This is a genomic window from Microlunatus endophyticus, assembly GCF_014646195.1.
GTDB classification, from domain to species: Bacteria; Actinomycetota; Actinomycetes; order Propionibacteriales; family Propionibacteriaceae; genus Microlunatus; species Microlunatus endophyticus.
Genome location: NZ_BMMZ01000002.1, coordinates 368695 through 390766 on the forward strand (window position 1 = coordinate 368695; position 22072 = coordinate 390766).

The 22072-nt window shown below is 67.1% G+C and carries 23 protein-coding genes; 7 read left to right on the forward strand and 16 right to left on the reverse strand.

Annotation, left to right across the window (positions count from 1 at the left end; all coding sequences use genetic code 11):
• Positions 1 to 2: 2 nt before the first annotated feature.
• Positions 3 to 1073, reverse strand: a complete 1071-nt coding sequence (locus IEY07_RS05375) for a threonine aldolase family protein (RefSeq protein WP_188894138.1) — start codon at positions 1071 to 1073, stop codon at positions 3 to 5.
• 204 nt (positions 1074 to 1277) lie between these two features.
• Between IEY07_RS05375 and IEY07_RS05380 the strand changes: the two genes are divergently transcribed.
• Together IEY07_RS05380 and IEY07_RS05385 are read left to right on the forward strand one after the other, a co-directional pair.
• The gene (locus IEY07_RS05380) at positions 1278 to 1904 is read left to right on the forward strand and encodes a TetR/AcrR family transcriptional regulator (protein WP_229669735.1); all 627 of its coding nucleotides are present in this window, start codon (positions 1278 to 1280) and stop codon (positions 1902 to 1904) included.
• A 6-nt stretch (positions 1905 to 1910) separates the two neighbouring features.
• Entirely contained in the window at positions 1911 to 4148 is a 2238-nt protein-coding gene (locus IEY07_RS05385) for an MDR family MFS transporter (protein ID WP_229669736.1), read from the forward strand.
• A 93-nt stretch (positions 4149 to 4241) separates the two neighbouring features.
• On the opposite strand, the gene lplAB is transcribed toward IEY07_RS05385, so the two are convergent.
• From lplAB to larE, 6 genes are all read right to left on the reverse strand, one after another.
• Entirely contained in the window at positions 4242 to 5321 is a 1080-nt protein-coding gene (gene lplAB, locus IEY07_RS05390) for a lipoate-protein ligase LplAB (protein WP_188894139.1), read from the reverse strand.
• A gap of 121 nt (positions 5322 to 5442) precedes the next feature.
• Positions 5443 to 6033 carry a PaaI family thioesterase gene (locus tag IEY07_RS05395; RefSeq protein WP_188894140.1) on the reverse strand — a complete coding sequence of 197 codons (591 nt, stop codon included), beginning with the start codon at positions 6031 to 6033 and terminating at the stop codon, positions 5443 to 5445.
• Positions 6026 to 6886 carry an aldo/keto reductase gene (locus IEY07_RS05400; RefSeq protein ID WP_188894141.1) on the reverse strand — a complete coding sequence of 287 codons (861 nt, stop codon included), beginning with the start codon at positions 6884 to 6886 and terminating at the stop codon, positions 6026 to 6028. Before IEY07_RS05400 ends, IEY07_RS05395 begins: the two co-directional genes overlap by 8 nt.
• Positions 6883 to 8142: a nickel pincer cofactor biosynthesis protein LarC gene (larC, locus tag IEY07_RS05405; RefSeq protein ID WP_188894142.1), complete on the reverse strand. Its 1260-nt coding sequence runs from the start codon at positions 8140 to 8142 to the stop codon at positions 6883 to 6885. The genes IEY07_RS05400 and larC overlap by 4 nt, the downstream gene beginning before the upstream one ends.
• Positions 8135 to 8842, reverse strand: a complete 708-nt coding sequence (gene larB, locus IEY07_RS05410; RefSeq protein ID WP_188894143.1) for a nickel pincer cofactor biosynthesis protein LarB — start codon at positions 8840 to 8842, stop codon at positions 8135 to 8137. Before larB ends, larC begins: the two co-directional genes overlap by 8 nt.
• The gene (gene larE, locus IEY07_RS05415; RefSeq protein ID WP_229669737.1) at positions 8835 to 9740 is read right to left on the reverse strand and encodes an ATP-dependent sacrificial sulfur transferase LarE; all 906 of its coding nucleotides are present in this window, start codon (positions 9738 to 9740) and stop codon (positions 8835 to 8837) included. The genes larB and larE overlap by 8 nt, the downstream gene beginning before the upstream one ends.
• Positions 9741 to 9859: 119 nt before the next feature.
• Between larE and IEY07_RS05420 the strand changes: the two genes are divergently transcribed.
• Positions 9860 to 10816 carry a nucleoside hydrolase gene (locus tag IEY07_RS05420; RefSeq protein ID WP_188894144.1) on the forward strand — a complete coding sequence of 319 codons (957 nt, stop codon included), beginning with the start codon at positions 9860 to 9862 and terminating at the stop codon, positions 10814 to 10816.
• A 41-nt stretch (positions 10817 to 10857) separates the two neighbouring features.
• Here the strand turns inward: IEY07_RS05420 and IEY07_RS05425 are convergent, their stop codons facing one another.
• Positions 10858 to 11964, reverse strand: a complete 1107-nt coding sequence (locus IEY07_RS05425; RefSeq protein WP_188894145.1) for an alpha/beta fold hydrolase — start codon at positions 11962 to 11964, stop codon at positions 10858 to 10860.
• Between the two features lie 95 nt (positions 11965 to 12059).
• On the opposite strand from IEY07_RS05425, the gene IEY07_RS05430 reads away from it, so the two are divergent.
• Entirely contained in the window at positions 12060 to 13643 is a 1584-nt protein-coding gene (locus IEY07_RS05430) for an ABC-F family ATP-binding cassette domain-containing protein (RefSeq protein WP_188894146.1), read from the forward strand.
• A 24-nt stretch (positions 13644 to 13667) separates the two neighbouring features.
• Here the strand turns inward: IEY07_RS05430 and IEY07_RS05435 are convergent, their stop codons facing one another.
• Positions 13668 to 14519 (reverse strand): LLM class flavin-dependent oxidoreductase, encoded by an 852-nt coding sequence (locus IEY07_RS05435; protein WP_188894443.1) that lies wholly within the window; start codon positions 14517 to 14519, stop codon positions 13668 to 13670.
• A 70-nt stretch (positions 14520 to 14589) separates the two neighbouring features.
• Positions 14590 to 14982 carry a GNAT family N-acetyltransferase gene (locus IEY07_RS05440; RefSeq protein ID WP_188894147.1) on the reverse strand — a complete coding sequence of 131 codons (393 nt, stop codon included), beginning with the start codon at positions 14980 to 14982 and terminating at the stop codon, positions 14590 to 14592.
• 81 nt (positions 14983 to 15063) lie between these two features.
• Between IEY07_RS05440 and IEY07_RS05445 the strand changes: the two genes are divergently transcribed.
• Positions 15064 to 15552 carry a GNAT family N-acetyltransferase gene (locus IEY07_RS05445; protein WP_188894148.1) on the forward strand — a complete coding sequence of 163 codons (489 nt, stop codon included), beginning with the start codon at positions 15064 to 15066 and terminating at the stop codon, positions 15550 to 15552.
• A gap of 56 nt (positions 15553 to 15608) precedes the next feature.
• Here IEY07_RS05445 and IEY07_RS05450 read toward each other — a convergent pair whose 3' ends face one another.
• The 3 genes from IEY07_RS05450 to IEY07_RS05460 all read right to left on the reverse strand — a co-directional run bounded on the left by IEY07_RS05450 (position 15609) and on the right by IEY07_RS05460 (position 17611).
• Positions 15609 to 16403 carry a P-loop nucleotide/nucleoside kinase family protein gene (locus IEY07_RS05450; protein WP_188894149.1) on the reverse strand — a complete coding sequence of 265 codons (795 nt, stop codon included), beginning with the start codon at positions 16401 to 16403 and terminating at the stop codon, positions 15609 to 15611.
• Between the two features lie 162 nt (positions 16404 to 16565).
• The gene (locus IEY07_RS05455; RefSeq protein ID WP_188894150.1) at positions 16566 to 17021 is read right to left on the reverse strand and encodes a P-loop nucleotide/nucleoside kinase family protein; all 456 of its coding nucleotides are present in this window, start codon (positions 17019 to 17021) and stop codon (positions 16566 to 16568) included.
• A 41-nt stretch (positions 17022 to 17062) separates the two neighbouring features.
• Entirely contained in the window at positions 17063 to 17611 is a 549-nt protein-coding gene (locus IEY07_RS05460; protein ID WP_188894151.1) for an HD domain-containing protein, read from the reverse strand.
• 322 nt (positions 17612 to 17933) lie between these two features.
• Between IEY07_RS05460 and IEY07_RS05465 the strand changes: the two genes are divergently transcribed.
• Entirely contained in the window at positions 17934 to 18506 is a 573-nt protein-coding gene (locus IEY07_RS05465) for a DinB family protein (protein ID WP_188894152.1), read from the forward strand.
• Positions 18507 to 18593: 87 nt separating this feature from the next.
• Positions 18594 to 19007, forward strand: a complete 414-nt coding sequence (locus tag IEY07_RS05470) for a hypothetical protein (protein ID WP_188894153.1) — start codon at positions 18594 to 18596, stop codon at positions 19005 to 19007.
• A gap of 40 nt (positions 19008 to 19047) precedes the next feature.
• Here the strand turns inward: IEY07_RS05470 and IEY07_RS05475 are convergent, their stop codons facing one another.
• Genes IEY07_RS05475 through IEY07_RS05485 form a run of 3 tightly spaced genes read right to left on the reverse strand, consistent with a single transcriptional unit; the run spans position 19048 to position 22028 of the window.
• Positions 19048 to 19824, reverse strand: a complete 777-nt coding sequence (locus IEY07_RS05475; protein ID WP_188894154.1) for an SDR family NAD(P)-dependent oxidoreductase — start codon at positions 19822 to 19824, stop codon at positions 19048 to 19050.
• A gap of 55 nt (positions 19825 to 19879) precedes the next feature.
• Positions 19880 to 21196 carry an MFS transporter gene (locus IEY07_RS05480; protein WP_188894155.1) on the reverse strand — a complete coding sequence of 439 codons (1317 nt, stop codon included), beginning with the start codon at positions 21194 to 21196 and terminating at the stop codon, positions 19880 to 19882.
• 37 nt (positions 21197 to 21233) lie between these two features.
• Positions 21234 to 22028: a cyclase family protein gene (locus tag IEY07_RS05485; protein WP_188894156.1), complete on the reverse strand. Its 795-nt coding sequence runs from the start codon at positions 22026 to 22028 to the stop codon at positions 21234 to 21236.
• Positions 22029 to 22072 lie beyond the last annotated feature (44 nt).

A 22072-nucleotide genomic window follows, 5' to 3' on the forward strand; every position in this document is an offset into this window, starting at 1 on the left:
CCTCAGACTTTGAGTTCGGTCTCCAAGGCGGCGACGAACCCGTCGACGTCGTCCTCCGTGGTGTCGAAGGAGCACACCCAGCGGACCTCGCCGAGGCCCGGATTCCAATCGTAGAAGGCGTACTGCTGCCGTACGCGATCGGCGACACCGGCCGGCAGGGTTGCGAGGATGGTGTTCGCCTGAGTCTGCTGGGTGAAACCGATGCCGGCGATCGTGCCGGCATCGATCCTGTCCTGCAGCGCCGTACGCAACCGGGTCGCCATGGCGTTGGCGTGCCCGGCCGACCGCCGCCAGAGATCCCCCTCCAACAGGCTGATGAACTGCACGGACAGGAACCGCATCTTGGAGGCCAGCTGCATGTTCAGCTTCTGCAGATAGGCGAGGCCGCTGACTTCATCGGGATTGATCACCAGCACCAGCTCACCGAACAGCAGGCCGTTCTTGGTGCCCCCCAGAGAGACCACGTCGACCCCGGCGTCGGCGGTCAACGACCGAAGGCTGACCTGCTGGCCGGCGGCAGCGTTCGCCAGCCGGGAACCGTCCATGTGCACGGTCAACCCGAGCTCGTGCGCACGGTCGGCCAGGGCGGCGATCTCGTCCGGGGTGTAGGCGGTGCCCAGCTCGGTCGACTCGGTGATCGAGACCACCTCTGGCAGCGGGTGATGGACATCCTCCGGATTCCGGGGGAACCGGTCGAGATCGGCCGGGCGAAGCTTGCCGTCGGTAGTCGGAACCGTGAGCAGCTTGATCCCGGCGACCCGCTCCGGGGCGCCGTTCTCGTCGGTGTTGATGTGCGCGGTGTCGGCGCAGATCACCGCACCCCAGCGCGGTAACAACGACTGCAGTCCGACCACATTGGCACCTGTGCCGTTGAAGACCCCGAAACCCTGGACGCCGGCGCCGAACTGATCGACGAGCACCTCTTGCAGCCTGGCGGTGTAGACGTCAGCGCCGTAGGAGACCTGGTGCCCGCCATTGGCGTCGGCGATCGCGACGAGGATCTCGGGATGGACGCCGGCGTAGTTGTCCGAGGCGAAGCCGCGCCGGCCCGGGTCGTGCAGGGGTGTGGTCACCCCAGGAGTTTCTCACCCAGCCGTTCCGGCGTTTCTCCGGCCGGCCTCAGGATGTGGCCGACGTCACGTACCTGCAGTGTCTGCATTCGTGCAGTCACTGCACTATTGTGGTCTCAGCGCGTACCACAGGGCCCAACGGCGGACCGGCGCTCCACCGAGAATTCGGTGGCTGCCTCGTACCCACCACTCCCGAAGAACGGCCTGATGAGCATTAGTCTGCGCGAGAAGAAGCGCGAATTGCTGCGATCCACGATCGAGAAGACCGCGGTCGCGCTGGTCCTGGAACACGGCTACGACAACGTCACCGTGGACATGATCTGCGACGCCGCTCTGGCATCGCAGCGGACCTTCTTCAACTACTTCGGCTCCAAGGAAGCAGCCATCCTCGGCCCTGCCCCGGCCGATCCCGACCCCCAGATCGCGGAGAATTTCATCCATCATCCCCAGGGTGACGTGTTGAGTGACCTGACCCGGATGATGGCGGCCGTGCTCGCCGATCACGGCGATGTCGACATGACACTGTGGACCGACCGCCGGACGATCATCCGATCCAATCCGCAACTGCTCAAAGCGCAGGCGGAGCGGTTCGGCGACAAGGACGAGGAGCTCGTCGCCCTGGTGCTCCGCCGGCTCGAGGTGCAGCACGGTGGACCCGGAACCCCCGACGACCGGCTGGGCGACCAGGCGCGGTTGATCGTGAACCTCTGGTGGGGAATCACCCACCACGCCATGAAGCTCTGGTCACAGGCTGCGGCCGCAGACCATGCACCTGACCCCCAGCAGATCATCGACGACCTGCTCATCCTGCTGGACAAGATCAAGGAAGCCTGATCAGAAGTGAGCGTTGAGACTGCCGCCCCGGTGGCGGCTACCATCCCCGACCCTGCGCCGGAGCGCACCGGGAACCGGCACCTGGTGCCGATCTTCGCCGGCCTGCTCGTCGCCATGTTCCTGGCGGCGCTGGACCAGACCATCTTCTCCACCGCGTTGCCGACGATCGTCGGTGATCTGCACGGTGTCAACCACATGCTCTGGGTGACGACGGCCTACCTGGTCGCTGCCACCATCATGATGCCGATCTACGGCAAGCTGGGCGACCTGGTCGGCCGCAAGTCGTTGTTGATCTTCGCGCTGTCGGTCTTCGTCGGCGGTTCCTTCGTCGGCGCGCTGGCAGGCGACATGACCGTCTTGATCATCGGCCGGGCCATCCAGGGAATCGGCGGCGGCGGCCTGATGTTGCTGGCGCAGGCGACCATCGCCGATGTCGTCCCGGCGCGCGAACGCGGCCGGTACATGGGCGTGATGGGCGCCGTCTTCGGCCTCTCCTCGGTCGTCGGTCCGCTGCTGGGCGGCTGGTTCACCGAGAGCCTGACCTGGCGGCTCGGCTTCTGGCTGAACGTCCCGCTGGGCATCATCGCGATCCTGGTCGTCGTCTTCTTCCTCAAGCTGCCCAAACATGATCAGCGGGCGACGTTGGACGTCTTCGGCATCGTCACCATGGCGATCGCCGTGACCTCGCTCATCCTGGCCACCTCGTGGGGTGGCGGCCAGTATGACTGGAACTCCTGGCAGATCATCGGCCTGTTCGCCCTGACCCTGGTTTTCGGCGTGCTGTTCGTGATCGCCGAGCGGAACGCCCGCGAGCCGATCATCCCGCTGCACCTGTTCGCCAAGCGCAACTTCAACCTGACCACGCTGGGCGGCCTGATCATCGCGGTCGCGATGTTCGGCGCCATCGGCTACCTGCCGACCTACCTGCAGATGTCCCAGGGCGTCAGCGCGACCGTGTCAGGCCTGATGCTGATCCCGATGGTCGCCGGCCTGTTGATCGCCTCGATCGTCTCCGGCCAGATCGTCACCCGGACCGGTCGCTACAAGTGGGCGCCGATCGTCAGCATGATCATCACCGGCGGCGGCCTGTTGCTGCTCTCGACGCTGACCGTAGACACCCCGCTGTGGCAGCTGATGGCCTACATCTTCGTGCTCGGCGCCGGCATCGGTACGGGCATGCAGAACCTGATCCTGATCGTCCAGAACACCTTCCCCAACCGGGAGGTCGGTACCGCGACGGCGGCGAACAACTTCTTCCGCCAGATCGGTGCCTCGCTGGGCTCCTCGATCGTGGGCAGCATCTTTGCCAACCGCCTCGCCACCCTGCTCACCGAGCGGATGCCGGCCGGAGCGTCGCAGAGCGCCGGCAGCAACATCAACTCGCTCACGCCGGACATCGTGAAGCACCTGCCGGAGGCCGTGCAGAACGTCATCATCGGCGCCTACAACGACGCGCTGACGCCGATCTTCCTGTATCTGGCTCCACTGCTGGGCATCGCGTTGGTCCTGGTGATCTTCGTCCGGGAGAAGGCGCTCGCCACCACGATCGAGGGCAGCGGGGCTGAGGTTGACGTCACCGCGAAGTCGGAGGCCGAACCTGCGCTCCAGGCGGCCGAGGCTGCCGGTCTTCCGGTCGCCGCCGAGGCCACCGTGCCGGCGGCGGGATCGTGGACCGTCGCTTCGCCGGAGCCGCTGTCCCGGGCCGTACGGGCCGGGCATGCCGTGCCGGCCGAGGATCTCGAGACGTCGGCCGCGGTCAGCGTCCTGACGGCTGCCCGTGATCATGTTCGGGCCAACACGGTTCCGGGCGACGCTCCGACCGAGCGGCTCGCCGGCCGGCTGGACGACGTCTCGCAGCAGCTCGACGCGACGATCGGTGCGACCCATCGGCAGTTGGACCAGATCCGGCAGCAGTTCGCCGAGACGGCGACCCCGGCGCCGGCTGAGGGCGACGAGGCGCACGAGGCGGTCCTCCTGCAGGACAGCCATACGGTCGCCGATCGGGTCACCCGTAACGCCCGGGCCGAGGCCGAACGGATCCTGGCCGAGGCCGAGGACCGGCGCGCCGAGATCGATCATCAAATCGCGGACCTGCGGGCCACCGAACGGGAGCTGTCCGCCCGGGTCTCCGGTCTGCTGGCTGCACCCGAAGCCGGTCAGCCTGAAACGGCTGCTCCGCAGGTCCGGACCACCGACGGCTCCGATGCCGACGAACCGGACGAGACCGTCAGGGCCACTGTCTGATCCGGCCCGGAAAGTCCGGCCCGAAAAGACACGAGAGCCCGTCTCCCTATCGGGAGGCGGGCTCTCGTGCTTCGCGTGCGGCTCGGTGCCTCGTTACGGCACCCGATACAGCCAGTCATCGGCACCGAACTTCTCAGCCACGAGCTGCTCGGCCCGCTGTCGTTCCTGGTCGGCGATCGCGCCGTCCACGGTCGCGTACCGACTGCGGAAATGATCTTTGAACGCCTCGATCACCGCCGCTCGCGGCATGCCGGTCTGGCTGCGGAGCGGATCGACGCGCTTGTTGGCGCTGGTGGTGCCCTTGTCGGAGAGCTTCTCCCGTCCGATCCGCAGCACCTGGGTCATCTTGTTCGCATCGATGTCGTAGGACATCGTGACATGGTGCAGCACTGCCCCGCCGAGCTTGTTCCGGGCCTCGGGATCTCTGCTGGCCAGGCGTTTCTGGGCCGCACCGCCGATCTTGCCGATCGGCGAGGTGATGTCGTTCAGGGGCACATAACGCGCCGCGATGCCGAGGTCGGACAGCGCGCCCAGCACCCAGTCGTCGAGGAAGGCGTACGACCGCTCGAAGCTCAGACCCTCGACCAGCGAGCCCGGCGCGTAGAGCGAGTAGGTGATCGTGTTGCCCGGTTCGATGAACATCGCACCGCCGCCGGAGATCCGGCGCACGACGGTCACGTCGTATCTGTCGGCCGCCTCCTGGTCGATCTCGTTGCGGTAGGACTGGAACGAGCCGATCACCACGGCGTTGCGTTCCCATTCCCAGATCCGCAGGGTCGGGCCCCGGCTACCGTCCGCGACCGCCTCGGTCAGGGCTTGATCAAGAGCCATCTGCAGCTGCGGCGTCTCGGCCGCGCCGTGGACGATCTCGAACGTGTGGTCGGACCAGCTGGTCGCCCGTCCGACAGCCCGCCGGACGGCGATCGCGACGGCGTCCGGGTCGAAACCGATCAGGTGGGTGTCCGGCCCGATCGCCGCTTCGACCATCGCGCTCATCCGCGCCACCGAGGCGTCCTCGGGTAACCCGGTCAGCGCCCGGTCGATGCTCTCCAGGGCATCGTCCGGCTCCAGGAAGAAGTCACCGGAGATCCGGACGGCGGTCAGCGTCTGGTCGTCCACCTCGACATCGGCAGCGACCAGTTTGCCGCCGGGGACCTTGTATTCACCACGCACAGTGACACCCAACCGCACCTGCCCGACCGCTATTCCTCACCCTCGCGAAGGGTCACATATTCCCTCACGCGTGCGGTGTGTCGGCAGGGCGGGCAGGCGACACGCCGCAGATATTGAGGAGTTATTGACCCCTCGGCAGGATGAGGCAGCTGGTGGTGGCGGTCGCGACCAACCGCTGGTCGGCGTCGTGCACCTCCGCCCGCGCCACCCCGGTCCTGCGGCCGACGTGGTCGGTAGTACCGATGATCGACACCGGCGCATCGTCCGGCCGAACCGCCCGCAGGTACCGGACCTGGAGGTCGAGCGTGGTCAGGCTGATGCCGACCGGCAGCCGGGACTGGATCGCATACCCCATGGCGGTGTCGGCCCAGGACGCGATCACGCCGCCGTGCACGGTGCCGATCGCGTTGCACTGGAACTCAGCCGGTCTGGCGGTCACGACAACGCGTCCGGCGTTCGCCTCGACAAGATCGAAATCGAGTGTCCGGCTCAGTGCCGACGGGGCCACCTCGCCGTTGATCATCTTCTGCAGGAAGTCCAGGCCGGAGGTCTCCGGCGCGACCCGCGCAACCTCGGCCGGATCACTCCACTCATACGTCCGCTGCCGCTCGCCGGCGCGCGGACGAGCCGGCCGTGGCCCAAGATCAAGAATCTCGGACCAGGCCGGCTTCTCCTTGTCAGTAAGGCGTTCGGAGCCGATCCGCTCAGACAAAGAGCGGTTCCATCCCCCAGGCCCTCTCAAGCTCGCCCATCGCAGCGTCGTCCGGACGCGTGGTGAAGCGCTCGGCGGCGTCGAGGACCTTCGGCAGGATGTGGATGTCGCCGACGGTGTTGAGGAAGATGCCCGGCTTGCCGAGCACCCAGCTGACCGCGGTGTCGATCGCGGACTGGTCGCGCAGCGGCTCGTACCAGGTCGCGGCGAAGCGGTCCGAGTCGTCCTGCCACGGTGCCCGGGTGATCGCCTTGATCGTCTGGAACGCGACGTTCTTCTCCTGGCAGTACTCATACAGCCTGGTCCAGTCCTCGATGTAGGTCTGGTTGCGGCTCATCGGGAAGTTGTACGGGCACAGGATCGAGTCGAAATCGAAGACCTGCAAGGACTTGTAGTGCTGCGCGGCGACCGTGGTGCCGTGGCCGGTGATGCCGATGTACTTGACGAGTCCCTCGTCGCGGGCCTGGATACAGGCCTCGAGCGCGCCGCCCTTGCCGAGTGCGGTCTGGCGCTCGTCCTCGTCGACCAGGTTGTGCAACTGGATCAGGTCGAGGTGGTCGGTCCGCATCCGCTCGAGCGAGCGCTGGATCGACGCGTACGCCTCGTCCCGGGTCCGGTCACCGGTCTTGGAGGCCAGGAAGTACTCGTCACGGTGCTCGGCGATGAACGGCCCGAGCCGGTCCTCGGCGCCGCCGTAACTGGCCGCGGTATCGATATGGGTGATGCCGTGCTGACGGATCAGCTCGAACGTCTGGTCGGCCTCGTCCTGGGTGACGTCCGACAGCGCCGCGGCGCCGAAGATGATCCGGGTCGACTCGTGCCCGGTACGGCCGAAATTCAGGGTCGGGATCATGAGAGGTGCTCCTGTTCGGTTGGGTTGCTGCTGGTGCTGTGGGCGTTCTCGGGGACGGGTTCGCCGGGTCGCAAACCTGCCGTCCAGGCGGCTGCGATGGCTTCGGAGAGAACGATCTGGGCCGGAGTCCCGGTCGCGGTCGCGATCTTGGTGATGTGATCGAACTCCGGCGTCGCCTGCTCGATCAACCCGTTGCGATGCGCGAGTTTGATCATGATCTCTCCCCCGGTGATCTTGATCGTGACCCAGGCGCGCGGCAATGCGAATTTGCGATAGTCGGTTTGCCGGACACCGATCGTGGTGGTGCGGGTGAAGATCAACTCGCGGAGCCGGTCGGCCGCGGACGGGTGGGACAGCACGGTCAGGGTGTGGGCCGGGCGGCCCTTCTTCATGGTGATCGGTACCAGCCAGGCGTCGGAGGCACCGGCCGCCATCAGGTCGGCCAGCGCACCGGGCCATAACCGAGGATCGAGATCATCGACATTGGCCTCGATCAGGACCGCCGAGTCGCCCCGGTCCTGGCGCGACGGGCTCGTCCGCTCTCCGACGAGGATCCGGGTGACATTGGCCCGACCGTGGAAGTCCTTGCTGCCGGCGCCCAGGCCGACACTGTCCATCCGCAGTGCGGGCAGGTCGGTGCACTCCCGGCACAGGGTCACGACCAGTGCCATGCCGGTCGGTGTAGTGAGCTCCCCCTCGCCGCCGGCAACGAGCTCCCAACCGGAAGCCAGCCTGGTGACCGCCGGGACCGGAACCGGGATCCGGCCGTGGGCGGCCTTGACGGTTCCCGATCCGACCGCGACCCGGCTGGCCGTCAGCGAGCTGATGGCCAGATCATGAAGCCCGGCGCAGACCCCGACGACGTCGGCGATCGAGTCCAGCGCACCGACCTCGTGGAAGTGGATCTCCTCCGGGGTGGTGCCGTGCACCTTCGCCTCAGCCTCGGCCAGCTTGGCGAAGACCGCGGTCGCGTTCTGCCGGACATCCTCCGGGAGATCGGCGTCGGCGAGCAGTTGCGCGATGGTCCGCCAGGTGCGGTGCGGCGGGTCCTCCACGAGCACGTCGACATGCACCTTGATCGCCGCGATCCCGGCCCGGGTCACTCGCTCGGACCGGAGCCGGACGGAGTCCGGCAACACGGCATCGATGCAGCGTTGGGCGAAATCGAGGTCGGCGCCGGCGTCGGTCAGCGCGCCGAGCAGCATGTCCCCGGCAACCCCCGCCGAGGCATCGATCCAGGCGTGTCGCTCAGGCATCGGAGCCTCCCGACGATCTCTCAGGACCCAAGGGCGGCGCGCTGATCTGCGCGGCGAGGTGACCGGCGCCGTACCCGTTGTCGATGTTGACCACCGCGACGCCCGGGGCGCACGCGTTCAGCATGGTCAGCAGCGGTGCGATCCCGCCGAAGGCGGCCCCGTAGCCGACCGAGGTCGGCACCGCGATCACCGGGCAGCTGACCAGACCGGCGACCACGCTCGGCAGTGCCCCGTCCATCCCGGCGGCCACGACGATCACCCGGGCCGTACGGAGCAGGTCCAGTTTCGACAGCACCCGGTGCAGACCGGCGACTCCGACATCGGCGACCAGCTGCGCGTCCCGGCCCAGATACTGCGCAGTCAACAGCGCCTCGCGTGCCACCGCCAGGTCCGAGGTGCCGGCGCACAGCACCAGCACCGCTCCGCCCGTGGAGTCCGGCACCGTCGGCGGCCAGGCCACCAGCCGCGCGGTCTGGTCCCAGTGCGCGTCCGGAAGGATCCCCAGGAGTGCCTTGGCCTGCTGCTCCGAGGTCCGGGTGAAGAGATGGATCTGCTCCGGATGGTCGGCGATCACACCGGCGATCGCGGCAACCTGATCGACCGACTTCCCTTCGCAGAACACCGCTTCGGGATAGCCTCTGCGGTCGGCCCGGCCGAGATCGAGGTTCGCGATCCCGTCCAATGGATCGGACTCAGGCATGGTTCTGGCCGAGCACGGTCAGCGTGAAGGCACCGGATTGCATGCCGCCCAGATCCACGGTGGCGTAGCGGAAGCCGGAGCGCTGCATGGTGCGGCGGATGTCGCCGTTGAGCGGAGGCGTGACGGCCCGTACGAGTTCTTCGGCCGGCAGCTCGATCCGGGCGATCTCGCCGTGATGGCGGACCCGGAAATCGCTGAAACCCAGTTCGCGCAGACCGGCCTCGGCCTGGTCGATCTGCTGCAGCTTCTCGGGCGTCACCTCCTCGTTGTGCGGGATCCGCGACGCCAGGCAGGGCGCCGCCGGTTTGTCGGCCGACGGCAGTTTCCAGGCGCGGGCCAGGCGGCGTACGGCCTGCTTGTCCAGACCGGCGTCGGCGAGCGGTCGCAGCACCTTGTGCTGCGTCGCGGCGTTGGCGCCCGGCCGGTCCGGCCGGAGCGCGTCATCGGCATTCTCCCCGTACGCGACCGCGTCCAGCGCATGCTCGGCGAGCAGCTCGTCGTCGATCCGGGTGAAGAGCTCGTCCTTGCAGAAGAAGCAGCGGTCCGCACCGTTGGCGCGGTATTCCGGCCGATCACCCTCGTGGGTCTCGACCTCGACGACGGTGGCGCCGATGAAGTCGGCGACCTCGTGGGCAGCGGCCCGTTCCGCGGTGGCCAGGCTCGGCGACACCCCGAGGATCGCGATCACCCGGTCGGCGCCGAGGTTGCGTACGGCCGCCGCCAACAGCACCGAGGAGTCGACGCCCCCGGAGAATGCCACCCCGAGCCGGCCGACCCCGTCGAACTGTCGGTCGAGCTGTCGGTCGAGCTTGGTCATCTCCTGGTCGTCAGGATCGAGAAGCTGCTCATCGATCGCAGGTCCTACCGACGTCATAGCCAATGCCCTCTCGCTGTCCATCGCACCCACCGTAGGGGCACGACCAATCCACCAGCGGGCCGGGCATCCCGCTGCCCCTAGTCTGCCAACATCTGCCGTCCTGGTTCCAGTCGGGGCCCCGACGTGCTGTACTTCTTCCGATGAACAAGATCATTCTCGACACGGATCTGGCGATGGGCGCACCCGGCTCGGACATCGACGACGGCTTCGCGCTCGCGCTGGCCCACGCCGATCCGGAATTGGCCCTGCAGCTGGTGACGACCGTCGACGGCAACACCGACGTCGAGAGCGCGACTGTCCTGAGCCTGGAACTGCTCCGGCGGCTCGGCGTGAAAGACGTACCGGTCGTCAAGGGGGCGGCCACCCCGCTCACCCATCCCGAACGCAGGCGTACGCCACCGGATGAGGTGATCAACTCCTACGGGCAGGGATTGTCGCCGGAGTCCGGCTACGCTCCGGCGGTGATCGCCGAGCGGATCCTGGCCGAGCCCGGGGAGATCACCCTGGTCGCGATCGGACCATTGACCAATGTCGCCGCGGCATTGGCCATCGAGCCGCGGCTGGCGGGCGCGGTCAAGGAGATCGTGATCATGGGCGGGGTCTTCCTCGGCATCACGGGTCAGCGAGGCATGCCGGGAGAGTTCAACGTCTGGTGCGATCCGGAGGCCGCTGCGGCGGTGCTGCGCAGCGGTGCACCGCAACGCTGGGTCGGTCTCGACGTCACCCTGAAGGTCCGGCTCACCCGTGCCGACGCGCGCCGGCTCAGCCAGGCACCGGGAGAGTTCGCGCCGTTCGCCGGGGCAGCGACCGAAGCCTGGATCGATCACACCCAGGCCGCCGAGCCGGGCGATCCGCAGGCCGGGGACTCTTGTGCGATGCATGATCCGTTGGCGGTCGCGGCGATCGTCCACCCGGAGCTGATCACCTGGGCCGATGTCAGGTTGGACGTGATCACCGGCGACGTTCCCGGCGCCGGGATGATGATCACCGACCTGCGGCGCGCGGCCGACGCGCCGGCATCGAACGCGCGGATCGCCGTTGACGTCGATGCGACGGCGTTCACCGACTACTTCCTCCGGAGCATCGAGGGTCTCTGAGTTGATGCGGCCCAGCCGCCAGCCGGGTCTTGCGGCGTTTCTCAGCGCTTGGTCGCGTACGGCTGCGCCCAGTCCTGGATCGCCTTGGTGGCGGCCGGAGCGAGCACCTGGGCGGTGATCGGCTGGGTGCTCAGATGCATTTCGTGGTCCGCGCCCTGCAGGACGGTCAGTCCGGGTCCGGTGACGCCGGCCGAGTCCAGTGCCTTCTGCAGCGGACCGATCGTGTCCCTGGGCACGTTGGTGTCCAGGGTGCCCTCGGTGATCATCACCCGGGTCCCCGGTCGCACAGCGGCGGTCAGGCGCACCGGGTCGATCTTGTCCCAGCTCAGCGTGTAGGTGGTGTTCGGCTCGTTGACCACGCTGCCCAGCACCTGCTGGGCGATCGGAGCCATGCCGTCGGAGTCCACCGGCTCGCCGGCTCGCAGTTCCTGGATCACTCGTGCCACGGCAGTGTTGCTCGTCCGGGCGGCCGAGGACGACAGTTTCCCGGCGGACACCTGGTCTGCCGTTGCCTCGGCGACCTGGATCCTGACGAGGTCGAGAATGCGCTCGTCCTGTGGTTCGAGCAACGCCAGGCCGGCGGGTTTGGGACTGGCCGAACCAGCGACGTCCAGCGCGAACATGCCGCCCTCGCTGTGCCCGACGATCAACAGCCGATCCGGATCGGCGCGCTGCTGAGCGGCCAGGAACGCGTACGCGGCCGCGGCCTGTTTGAGATCGGTCTGCACCGTCAGCGATTTCGGATCCACGGCAGCCGGGCCGGTCTTGCCGGAGCCGTACTTGTCGTAACGGAGCGTCATCACCCCGTCGGCGGCGAGCTCGTCGGCGATCAGCTTCAGGGTGCCGGGCGTTACGCCCGCCTTGGGCTGGTTCCCGTCGCGATCATTCGGCCCGCTGCCGGAGATCAACAGCGCCGCGGCCAACTTGTGGCCACCAGGGCGAGCAGGCACCTCCAGCGTCCCGTACGTCTTCGTGCCGTTGACCTGGAACGACACCTCCGTGCTCGTCGTAGCCGGCGGCGAGGCTGTCGGCGATGATGCTGCGACCGGGCCGTGCGACGCGCTGCACCCGACCGTCGCACCGATCGCCATCACCACACTGATCAACACTCCGACCGGCTTTCGGAATCGTCGGCTGCCTGCCCGCATTCAGCCACGGTAGCGATCCGATGGGTCGACCCCGGTCCTCGCCGACACCGATTTTCACTCGCGACCACGCCAACGCCCTGACAGACTGGCCGCTCGTGGGCCACGTCGAGGTGTCGAACGTCGGATATCGGCTGCCCGATGGCAGGCCGTTGCTGACCGACGTCAGCTTCCGTGTCGGCGACGGCGCCAATGTCGCCCTGGTCGGAGCCAACGGGTGCGGGAAGACCACCCTGCTGAAGATCATCGCCGCCGATCTCGAGCCGCTGTCCGGTTCCATTGTCAGCAGTGGTGGGCTCGGCGTGATGCGGCAGTTCATCGGCACCGGGCATGGGGTGGCGTCGGTCGCGGAGCTGCTGTTGTCGGTGAGCTCGACGCGGGTCCGTTCCGCGGCGGCCGACCTCGACCGCGCCGAACTTGCCGCCATGGAACGAGACGACGAGCAGACCCAACTGTCCTATGCCGCGGCCTTGGCCGAATGGGCCGATGCCGGTGGGTACGACGCAGAGATCCTCTGGGACATCTGTTGCTCCGAGGCGCTCGGTCTCGGCTTCGACAAGGTCAAGCATCGCGACGTGATGACGCTGTCCGGAGGCGAGCAGAAGCGATTGGTCCTGCAGGTGCTGCTCCGCAGCCCGGACCAGGTGCTCGTCCTGGACGAGCCGGACAACTATCTGGACGTGCCGACCAAGCGCTGGTTGGAGACCCAGCTCAACGAGACAGCCAAGACGGTGCTCTACGTGTCCCACGATCGCGAGCTGCTGGCCAACACCGCACACCAGATCGTCACCCTGGAAGGCGGCCCCGAGGGCAACACGGCCTGGGTGCACGGCAGCGGCTTCGCCGGCTATCACCAGGCCCGGCTCGACCGGCACCAGCGCTACGCGGAGCTGGGGCGGCGCTGGGAGGAGCAACGCGACAAGCTCCAGGCCCTGGTCCGGGCGTTGCAGGCCGCCAAGTCACCCAAGACCCAGGCCGCCCTCAGCCGGCTGAACCGGCACGAGGCGACCAAGCCGCCGGAACCGCCGCGGGAGCAGAAGATCCGGATGCGCCTGCAGGGTGGTCGGACCGGTGTCCGGGCGCTGACGGCGACCGGACTGGCACTGACGAACCTGACTGATCCCTTCGATCTCGAAGTGTTCTATGGCGAACGCGTCGCCGTGTTGGGCGCAAATGGCACCGGGAAGAGTCACTTGATGCGGCTCCTGGCGGGTTGGCCGGAAACCGATACGGTCGCCCACACCGGTGACTGGAAACTCGGTGCCAGGGTCGTGCCCGGCTACTTCTCCCAGTCCCACGACCGGCCCGACCTTGCCGACCGCACGCTCCTGGACATCCTGTGGACCGACTGCTCGCTGCGATCGGAGCAGGCCGCCGGGGTGCTCAACCGGTACGAACTCGTCGCGGCCCGCGACCAACGGTTCGGCACATTGTCGGGCGGACAACAGGCTCGCCTTCAGATCCTGCTGCTCGAGCTGTCGGGTGTCACCATGCTGTTGCTGGATGAGCCGACCGACAACCTCGACGTCGCATCGGCCGATGCGCTGGAGAATGCGCTGGCCGAATTCGACGGGACCGTGATCACCGTGACTCACGACCGTTGGTTCACCCGGGGTTTTGATCGGTATCTCGTGTTCGGCAACGACGGCGCCGTGAGCGAGACCCCGGAGCCCGTCTGGTGATCGGCGCCGCGATCCGTGGCGATCTCAGGGGCTGCGGGTGGAGCGGATCGGTCCATTGCTGATCAAGGTCCGCGCGTCCTCGACGGCTGTCGCCGGCGGGACATATTCACACCACCAGTCGGCTCCGGCCTGCTCCAGCGATGTGACGTAGTCGATCTCTGCTCCAAGATCATCCCGCCGGGGACGCCCGCCGACCGTCACCACGAAGTCGTCCTTCCCGAGGCGGCGTGCCTCGTACTTCAGAGCGATGACATCCGCGACGGTCAGATCGACCCATTGCGGAGGCGGAGTTCCGTACATGCAGGACCCGTCCCATCGCAACGCTCGTTGCCGTGGACCGTCGAACCGGGCGCAGCCGCCGACCCAGATGGGAATGCGTGGCCGCTGCACCGGCAGCGCAGGCAGCCGGACATCGTCCACCGACACGAATCGGCCGTGATAGGTGACCGGTTCGCCCGACCACAACGCGGCTAGTACGTCCAGGCTCTCGTCGAGTGCAAGTGCACGCTCCCGCGGATCAACCGGCTCCCCGACGCCGCCGAAATCCTTGCTTCCGGCATCGCCCAGGCCGACCCCCAGGACGAGCCGACCACCCGACAACCGGTCCAGCGTCATCGCCTCGGCCGCGAGTTTCCAGACCCGCCGACGGGCAACCGGCGTCACACAGGTGCCGATGGTGATCGACGACGTCGCCACTGCGATCGCGCTCAACGTGACCCACGGGTCGTACGCCGGAACCTCCGGATCGTGGAAGAACACGTAGTCCTCCAGGAAGATCCCGTCCCAGCCCGACACTTCCGCGAGCCGTGCGAGCGCCACCATGGTCGTCGGATCGCCGCACGGACCGACGGCCGAAAGATCAAGACCGTAATGCATCAACCTCAACTCGACCTCGAGGCTAGAGCCCGCCTCCGACAATCAGCCGGGACAGACCAGTCCGGTCAGATCAGCCCGGATAGATGCGGAAGCCCGCCTTCTCCTTGTGGTCGAACGAGCGATAGAAGCCCTGCGCGTCATCGGTCAGCAGGTCGACCCGCTGTGCTCCGCACGCCCCGAACGCCGCCTCGATCAATTTCGTCGCGATCCCCTGCCGCCGCCACGGTTCAAGTACGCCGATCTGCGCGAGGTAGGCCTGCACCACACCGTCGCTGAGGACCTGGGCGAAGCCGACGACCGCCTGGTCGGCGAGAGCAACGCGTGTCGTCACACCGGGAGCGCTGCAGCCCCGCGCGGCGACGTCAGGATCGGCGTAAGACGGCCACCCGAGCTCGCTGCACGCGGCCGCGACGCCCTCCGCGAGTCCGGGACCGAACGGGATGATCTGGACCTCTCGCGTCATGGGGCCGACGCTATACCGACCTGCGCGGTCGGGCCGGAAAACCAGTACGTCCCTGCAGCTCCGGCTTCTAGGGCGCTTGCTGTGGCAGTGATCACCCCGCAACTGAGGCGGGCCACCGAATCCGATATCGAGTTCCTGGCGAATGTTGTGCTCGTCTCCAGCGAACATCGGTACAGCCGGTATCCGGAATGGGACCGGGACGCCTTCCATGCCGGTCTGATCGAGGATGCCGCCGATCAGGTGGCCGGTGGCGTCGAGAACAGCACGACCTATGTGATCATCGTCGACGGGATCGCTGTCGGCCGGGCGAGACTCGTCACGACCACAGGACGGATCGAGATCGCCGGGCTGCAGGTCCTTCCTGTGCATCAGAACGCCGGAATCGGCACAGCAGTGATCTCCCAGGTCATCGATACTGCAACCGGGGCAGGGATACCGATCGTCCTGGACGTCGAACCCGACAATCCTGATGCCCGACGGTTGTACGAGCGCGTGGGCTTCCGACCGTCCGGTCCGGTGATCAACGACCGGCAACCAATGGTCCTGCATACTCCGCTGTCAACCCCCTGACACAAGGCCGCAGCAGATCACGGTGGCGCACCGCGCGTCCGGTCCTGCTCCCCCAACTACTGCAGGTCTCTCACCACGAACCTCCGCACAGCTTCCATCGCATCCTCGATCGACATCGCCGCGTCGACCGGAAGAACGTCGGCACCGGCCCAGGGAACGAACGCGTCCCGACGCTGGGCGACGTTGGACCAACTGCCGGTCTCGTGCCAGCCGGGAATGCCCCGGGTACGGGCACTGAATCTCGCTTCATGCAGTGCGATGTCCTCGCACTGGCACAAGATCACCGAGAACGTGGCACCCGCCGCCGCGGCCAGCGACGCCCAGCGGCCCCGCAGTGCCGGGTCCTCGACCGGATGATCAAGGATCGCCGACTGGCCCAGCACCAGCTGCCGATAGGCCAGGTGGGTGAGCTGCTCCGCGGCGATACCCAGGAGATCGTCCCAGTAGCGGCCGCCGAACGGGGTGAGCGCACCGAGGAGCCAGTCGGCGGCGAAGACCGGCGTACCGGTCTCACGTCCGAGGCGTTCGGCAAGCGTGCTCTTGCCGGTTCCGGGCAGCCCCGCGAAGACCGTCAAACGCCTTCCTGGTGGAAGATCGCTGCCGAAGTCCTCGGGCCTGAACGTCTCCGGCAGACGTGGTGCCAGCTCCGCGGGGATCAGCGGCGCCACGAGGCATGACCGCAGCCGGTGTGGTTCGTTCTCCTCGGTCGCGATCGCGACGACCATGCTGCCGATGCCCGTCGACACAGTCGCCTTGGCCGAAAGACCGGTGATCTGCACGGATTCGACCGTCACCGGAGCGAACCGCTGCGCCCAATCCCGGGCGATGCTGACGAATTGGTCCGGCGCCAACCGCGAAGCGTAATCCGGCGACATGCGCTCCGCTGCGTCATCGCCCCATTCCCCTGAGCCGGCATCGAGCCCCTCCAGGATCCATTCCAGCTGCGATATCACCGCTCGACGTCTGCGGGCTGTCACTCTGCTTCACTCCTCGGATGATCATGGAAGACGGGTTCACGACCGGCGTCGGACCAGTGTCACGACAGCATCGACGTGCCGCTCGACCGGCTCTACGGCATCCGCGACGTAGTCAGGATCCTGCGTCGGCTGGTACGTCCTGGCGTCGTCGAGCACCCGCTGCCAGGTGATGGCGCTGCTTCCGGACTCGTACCGTTCCGCGACACGCCGCTCGTGCAGAGCAACGTCAGAGCAGATGCACTCGACCACGATGCACGGTGCGCCGAGCGCCGCGGCGTCGGATTGCCACTCTCGGCGGAGACCCCGGGCCATCACACTCTCCACGACGGCGCTGCGCCCTTCAGCCAGCGTTTCGGTCGCCAACATCGTCTGATCAGCTTCGAGGGACGCGGCCACAGCAGCAGCCAGTGTCGTCTTGCCCGTTCCCTGCAAGCCTGAAATCAGGATCAGCACCGGCCGACCCCGCTGCGCCCCGTTCACCATGTCGACCATTCTGGGCTCCACTATCGGGGCGTCCGCCGCCAGCACCGTGGTCAGAGTTCACCACGAAGTCGATCAAGGAACCCGTCGGCGTAGCTGCGCCCCTCTGCAGCAATCGCTTGACCGCGAGGTGTCTTGAACTCGACGCGGTGCAGATTGCGCCGAAAGATCTCCATCGTTTGCTCGTAACTCTGCCGCTCCGCCCCACCTTTGGTGAATGCCTTCGCGACACCGAAGGCGCCCAGGACCTCGATGTAGTTGGCGTCGTGGACGATGCACTCCTCACTCGTCTGTGGATCAACACAATGGCGTTCCAGCAGGACGTACGCCTCGTCGATCTCCGGCTCGGTCCAGTCGAGCTCGGCCAGCAGTTCGCGCACCTGCTGATCAAACTCGCGGTCATGAGCGACGCGTGAGGCCAGGCCATGGAAGCTGGCTAGGAAGTGCAGAAAGGCCGCCCGGGGAGCCGGGTCGACTCCATCAGAGAGGTCATCCAGCCTTCCGACAATTCGGCGAATGTGGGCGGCGTTGTGGGCCGAGTCGCGGGTCTCGTAGAACGGCAGCGCAAACTCCAGGTACGGCGCGACGGCGTTGACTGGCACGCTGGGATTCTGGCACTGGAGCCGTCCGAGCGGCACCCAATTCCCGGCCAGTTGGGATTAGGGCGGTCACAATGCGTTCCAGATCTCCGGCCTCTGTCCGCCGCTGTGATGCCGGAGCTCGCCGATGACCTACCCGACCAATACCCGACTATCGACCCGACTCGGCACATCGCCAGCGGCCCCGGATCGGCCACCCGTCACGCAGAATGATCACCACGATGCCGTGCAACTGATCACCACCTCAGTGCCCTGGTGGGTTCACGAACACCGCCGGGTCACAGAAGGAGCCGCCATGTCGGTGTTCGCCTCTACTGTGTGACGAGTGACATCAATCTGGCTCACCTCGGTCGCGTCGCAGTATCGGGCGATCCTCCAGGATCTGGAGACGGGCCTCCGCACGTGTCCGGATGAGCTGTGGGAGGAGAGCCTCTACCCGGCCGACCGGCCCGGACCGGCAACGTGGACGCCGATCGCCCCGGACGGCAGTCGGTTCGAGGACGAAGAAGTCGTGCAGTCCAAGCGGTGGGCACAAGGCGCTGTCTGGCGTACGGCCGCGCACACGTTGTTCTTCACCGATGCCGATCTCTCGGCCATGGAGCACGACTGGGTGCCGCATCCACCGCTGTCACCACACGACGAGGACGAGAACGTCGTGCCGCCGATGTACTCCCGTGCCCAACTGCTGGAGTACGTCGACCACTGCCGGCGGAAGGTCGACGAGGTTTTTTCCGATCTGACCGACGATCTGGCGGAGGATCCAGTTGCCGACTCGCACCGTCATCGCGGAACGCCCGTCGGAGAGATGCTCGTCGTGGGCCTGACCCACCTCCAGATGCACACCGCCCAGATCAGGGCCTTCCTGGCGACCCGCGGAGTCCCGTGGTTGGGCGGATAGGCGCTATTTCGAACATGTGTGCTAACCTCGATCGGTATGGGCACGCGCCATCGACGCCACCACACCTGCGGATTGTGAAGTAGGCCAATGCTTCAGGGCCGCCTCATCGCAGAGAGCTGTACGCCCGGAGTCGACATCCAGGTCCCGGAGCTGCGCCTCGTGCGGTTCGGGCGCCACGACGTCACCGAATCCACCAAGCCCGCCGACGAACGCGACGCGTCGCACACGCCAGGGGTTGTGTCCGGCCAACCGAGCATCTGGACCTTCGTCGACTTCGAGGGGCCGAATGAGATCGCCGTGGAACTGGCGCAGGCGTTGGCCGACGCGCTCCAGCCGGATCTCGGCTGGTGGGCCGACTTCACCATCGACGATGTCGAGAGAGTGGTCGTCTTCGCCGGCAAGGTGTTCCGCTACCGAGTCGGCGACGTGTCCGCCAGCGCCGAGGCCAAGGCGTGGGGACTCGCACACGGCACGCCGGCAGCCCAACTCGACTGGCGCTGAGCCGTCATCCAGGACGGGCCCTCGCTCAGGAAAGCACGGGTCAGGAGACCTGGATGCCGCCGTTGATGTCATACGTCGCGGCGGTGATGTAACCGGCGTCCGGCCCGAGTAGGTAGGTGATCAGCGCAGCGATCTCATCGGCCGTACCGACCCGGCCTAGCATGCCGCCGGCGGACATCGCCTGTTTGCGGTCCTCGGTCAGCGTTCCGCCCATGATGTCGGTGTCGACGGGCCCGGGGGCGACGGCGTTGACGGTGATCCCGAACTCCCCCACTTCACGGGCGACAGCGCGGGTGAAGCCGAGCAGTCCGGCCTTCGAGGCGCTGTAGGCGACCTTGGAGTACGTCCCGCCGCCCCGCTGCGCCGAGATCGACGAGATGCTCACGATCCGGCCGAGTCGGCGGTCGATCATGCCGTGCAACGCGCGCTGGGTGACGATGAAGGCGCCGCGCAGGTTGATCGCCAGCACCCGGTCCCACTCCTCGACCGCGGTGTCCATGAACGCCGTTGGTGAGCTGATGCCGGCGATGTTGGCCAGGCCGACGACCGGAGGTAACTCCCGCTCGATCGTCGTGAACGCTTCGTTGACCGACTCGGGATCGGCGACATCGGCGCCGACACCCACGGCAGGCACGTCATACCGGGCGCTGATCTCCTCGGCCGCACGCTCCGCATCGGTGACCGCGACGTCGACGACCGCCACCGCCCAGCCCTCGGACGCCAGGCGTCGGGCAGTCGCCTTGCCGATGCCCCGTTCGGATGCGGCTCCGGTGATCACCGCGGTCCGTTCGGCTGGAAATCCGGTCGGCTCGGTCATTGAGACTCCTTTTCGGTTGACGTCGACGTTGAAGATCGACGCGATGATGATCTTGTCACGTCGCGATCTGCTCCAGTTCCTGACCCGGGCGGATGTTGGGCAGGAAGAACGTCGCAATCCCCTGGGCGACACCTATCGCAACACCGATCACCAGCCAGGCGAGGGTCAACGTGCCGACCTCGTTGAGGATCGTCCACAGCAGGCTGCCCACCATCAGGCCGCCGACGAACATCGCCCCCATCCAGCCGACGGCCGGCGCCCGCACCCGGGTCGGGAAGGATTCCGCCTGATAGGCGTACCCGGCTCCGGACCAGGTGCCGTTGGTCGCCTGGTAGACGATGAAGAACAGCACCGCAACCCAGACGTGGCTGTCGACCAGCAGGAGCACCAGATTCAGCGGCCCGACCAGCACCCCCGAGACGACCAGCACGTTCCGGCGGCCGAACCGCTCGCCCAGCACGCCGCCGAACAGGTAGAAGAAGAACCCGATCCCACCGGACACCAGCAGCAGCGTCGCCGCCTGCCCGGAGGTCCAGCCCTTGGCGGTCGTCAGCCAGTAGGTGATGTAGACGTTGGTCGCGACGTAGGCGGTCGAATAGCAGAGCCAGGCGATGGTCAGCCGGACCAGGGTCGTACGGACCGGACCGGGCGTGGCGAACAGCTGGCGTACCGATCCGCGGTGCAGGTCGTCGACATCCATCGGCCGCTCGGCCTGCAATCGGTCGACGGTCTGCTGATCATCACTGGCGACGGCTGCCCGCATCGCCTTCAGATGTTGGAACCGCTCCGACTCCTTGATCCGGGACCGGCCGATCGCGACGATGATCAACGGGATCACGCCGAACAGGTAGACCGTCCGCCAACCGAGGCCGCCGACCAGCAGATACAGCCCTGACGCCAGGAACACCCCGATCGGCCAACCGCCCTGCACGATCGAGTAGAGCAGCCCGCGGCGTCGCGACGGCACCTGCTCGTTGACCAGGGTGATCGAGACGGCGAGCTCGGCCTGCGCGAAGCCGGAGGCAAGTGCGCGGACGACGGCCAACTGCCAGAACGTCTGGACGAAGAAGGTCAGGCCGGTGAAGAGTGCGGCGACCAGCAGGCAGAACATCCACATCCACTTGCGGCCCCGCCGGTCCATCCCCCAGCCCACGAACAGGGCGAGGACGAACTCCGCACCATAGACGATGAAGCCCAGCACGCCGAGGACGCCCGACGTCAGCCGGAACTCCGACGCGATGTCGGGCATCGTCAGGGTCAGGATGTTCGAGTCGTAGGAGGCGAGCGACCATCCCAGCACCGCGACGACGATCAGATAGATCGTGTAGCGGCGGTTCCGCTCCTCGGTAGTGCTCAGCTCGCCCGCGGTCATCGTCGACCTCCTCTGTGTGTCGGGTCGCTTACCCCGATCAGTCCGATACCCACGCGAACGCACGGCCCGGTGCACCCGTGCCGCGCGCCACTTTCAGCGGCGCGAAACAGAAAGTCGCACCGCGGACCGGCAACTGGTCGAGGCCTGCCAGTGCCTCGATGAAGACGACACCCGAGGACAGCCCGAGTTGGTGGACCGGCGCCCCGTTGTGGCTGGAACCCATACTGGCGCCGTCGGTGCCGACGCACCGGACACCACGGTCGATGATCACCTGCATCGCCTCGACCCCGGGTGCGGGCCAGCCCGGCTCGGACCTGGTCACCAACGGTCCATGGCTGTACGCCTTGCCCTCCGGCCCACGAACGTAATGCCGGTCCCAGCGGGTCCGGAACAGCACGATGTCGCCCGACTGCAGCCGCCCGTGCCGTTGCTCCCACCCGAGGACAAGATCGTCGGTGATCAGCGGCGACACACCCGGCTCGGAGCCCGGCAGGTCATCGGGGATGTCGATCACCGCGGCAGGCCCGGTCAGCCGTTCCAACGGGATCTGCTCGACCGTGATCGTTCCGGCCGGACCGGCGTTCGGCAGCCCGGTGTCCGGCTCCGGGATGAAGTGGGCCGGCGCGTCGATGTGGGTGCCGGTGTGCTCGTCGATCAACAGCCAGCGGGTCTGGTACGGCCCGGTCTCGCTCTTCAGCGGGGCGACTTGATCATCTCGGTCGGCGAAATAGTTGAAGGTCTTCTGCTGGTACGGCATATGCGTCGCCCAGGCAGCCGGCAACTCCTCGGCCAGTAGCAGGCTGAGATCGACGATCCGTTGTCCGGTAGCCATGGGTCCACACTAACGATGACGATCGGGCTGATCTCGTCGGCGGT

Bases quoted from the DNA above. Each gene is read 5' to 3' on its own strand.
- IEY07_RS05380 (WP_229669735.1), top strand. From the start codon at position 1,278: ATGAGCATTAGTCTGCGCGAGAAGAAGCGCGAATTGCTGCGATCCACG.
- IEY07_RS05480 (WP_188894155.1), bottom strand. From the start codon at position 21,196: ATGACCGCGGGCGAGCTGAGCACTACCGAGGAGCGGAACCGCCGCTAC.
- larC (WP_188894142.1), bottom strand. From the start codon at position 8,142: ATGCCTGAGCGACACGCCTGGATCGATGCCTCGGCGGGGGTTGCCGGG.
- larB (WP_188894143.1), bottom strand. From the start codon at position 8,842: ATGCCTGAGTCCGATCCATTGGACGGGATCGCGAACCTCGATCTCGGC.
- IEY07_RS05400 (WP_188894141.1), bottom strand. From the start codon at position 6,886: ATGATCCCGACCCTGAATTTCGGCCGTACCGGGCACGAGTCGACCCGG.
- IEY07_RS05435 (WP_188894443.1), bottom strand. From the start codon at position 14,519: ATGCATTACGGTCTTGATCTTTCGGCCGTCGGTCCGTGCGGCGATCCG.
- IEY07_RS05455 (WP_188894150.1), bottom strand. From the start codon at position 17,021: ATGGTCGACATGGTGAACGGGGCGCAGCGGGGTCGGCCGGTGCTGATC.
- IEY07_RS05475 (WP_188894154.1), bottom strand. From the start codon at position 19,824: ATGACCGAGCCGACCGGATTTCCAGCCGAACGGACCGCGGTGATCACC.
- IEY07_RS05440 (WP_188894147.1), bottom strand. From the start codon at position 14,982: ATGACGCGAGAGGTCCAGATCATCCCGTTCGGTCCCGGACTCGCGGAG.
- IEY07_RS05420 (WP_188894144.1), top strand. From the start codon at position 9,860: ATGAACAAGATCATTCTCGACACGGATCTGGCGATGGGCGCACCCGGC.
- larE (WP_229669737.1), bottom strand. From the start codon at position 9,740: ATGGACAGCGAGAGGGCATTGGCTATGACGTCGGTAGGACCTGCGATC.
- IEY07_RS05425 (WP_188894145.1), bottom strand. From the start codon at position 11,964: ATGCGGGCAGGCAGCCGACGATTCCGAAAGCCGGTCGGAGTGTTGATC.
- IEY07_RS05485 (WP_188894156.1), bottom strand. From the start codon at position 22,028: ATGGCTACCGGACAACGGATCGTCGATCTCAGCCTGCTACTGGCCGAG.
- IEY07_RS05470 (WP_188894153.1), top strand. From the start codon at position 18,594: ATGCTTCAGGGCCGCCTCATCGCAGAGAGCTGTACGCCCGGAGTCGAC.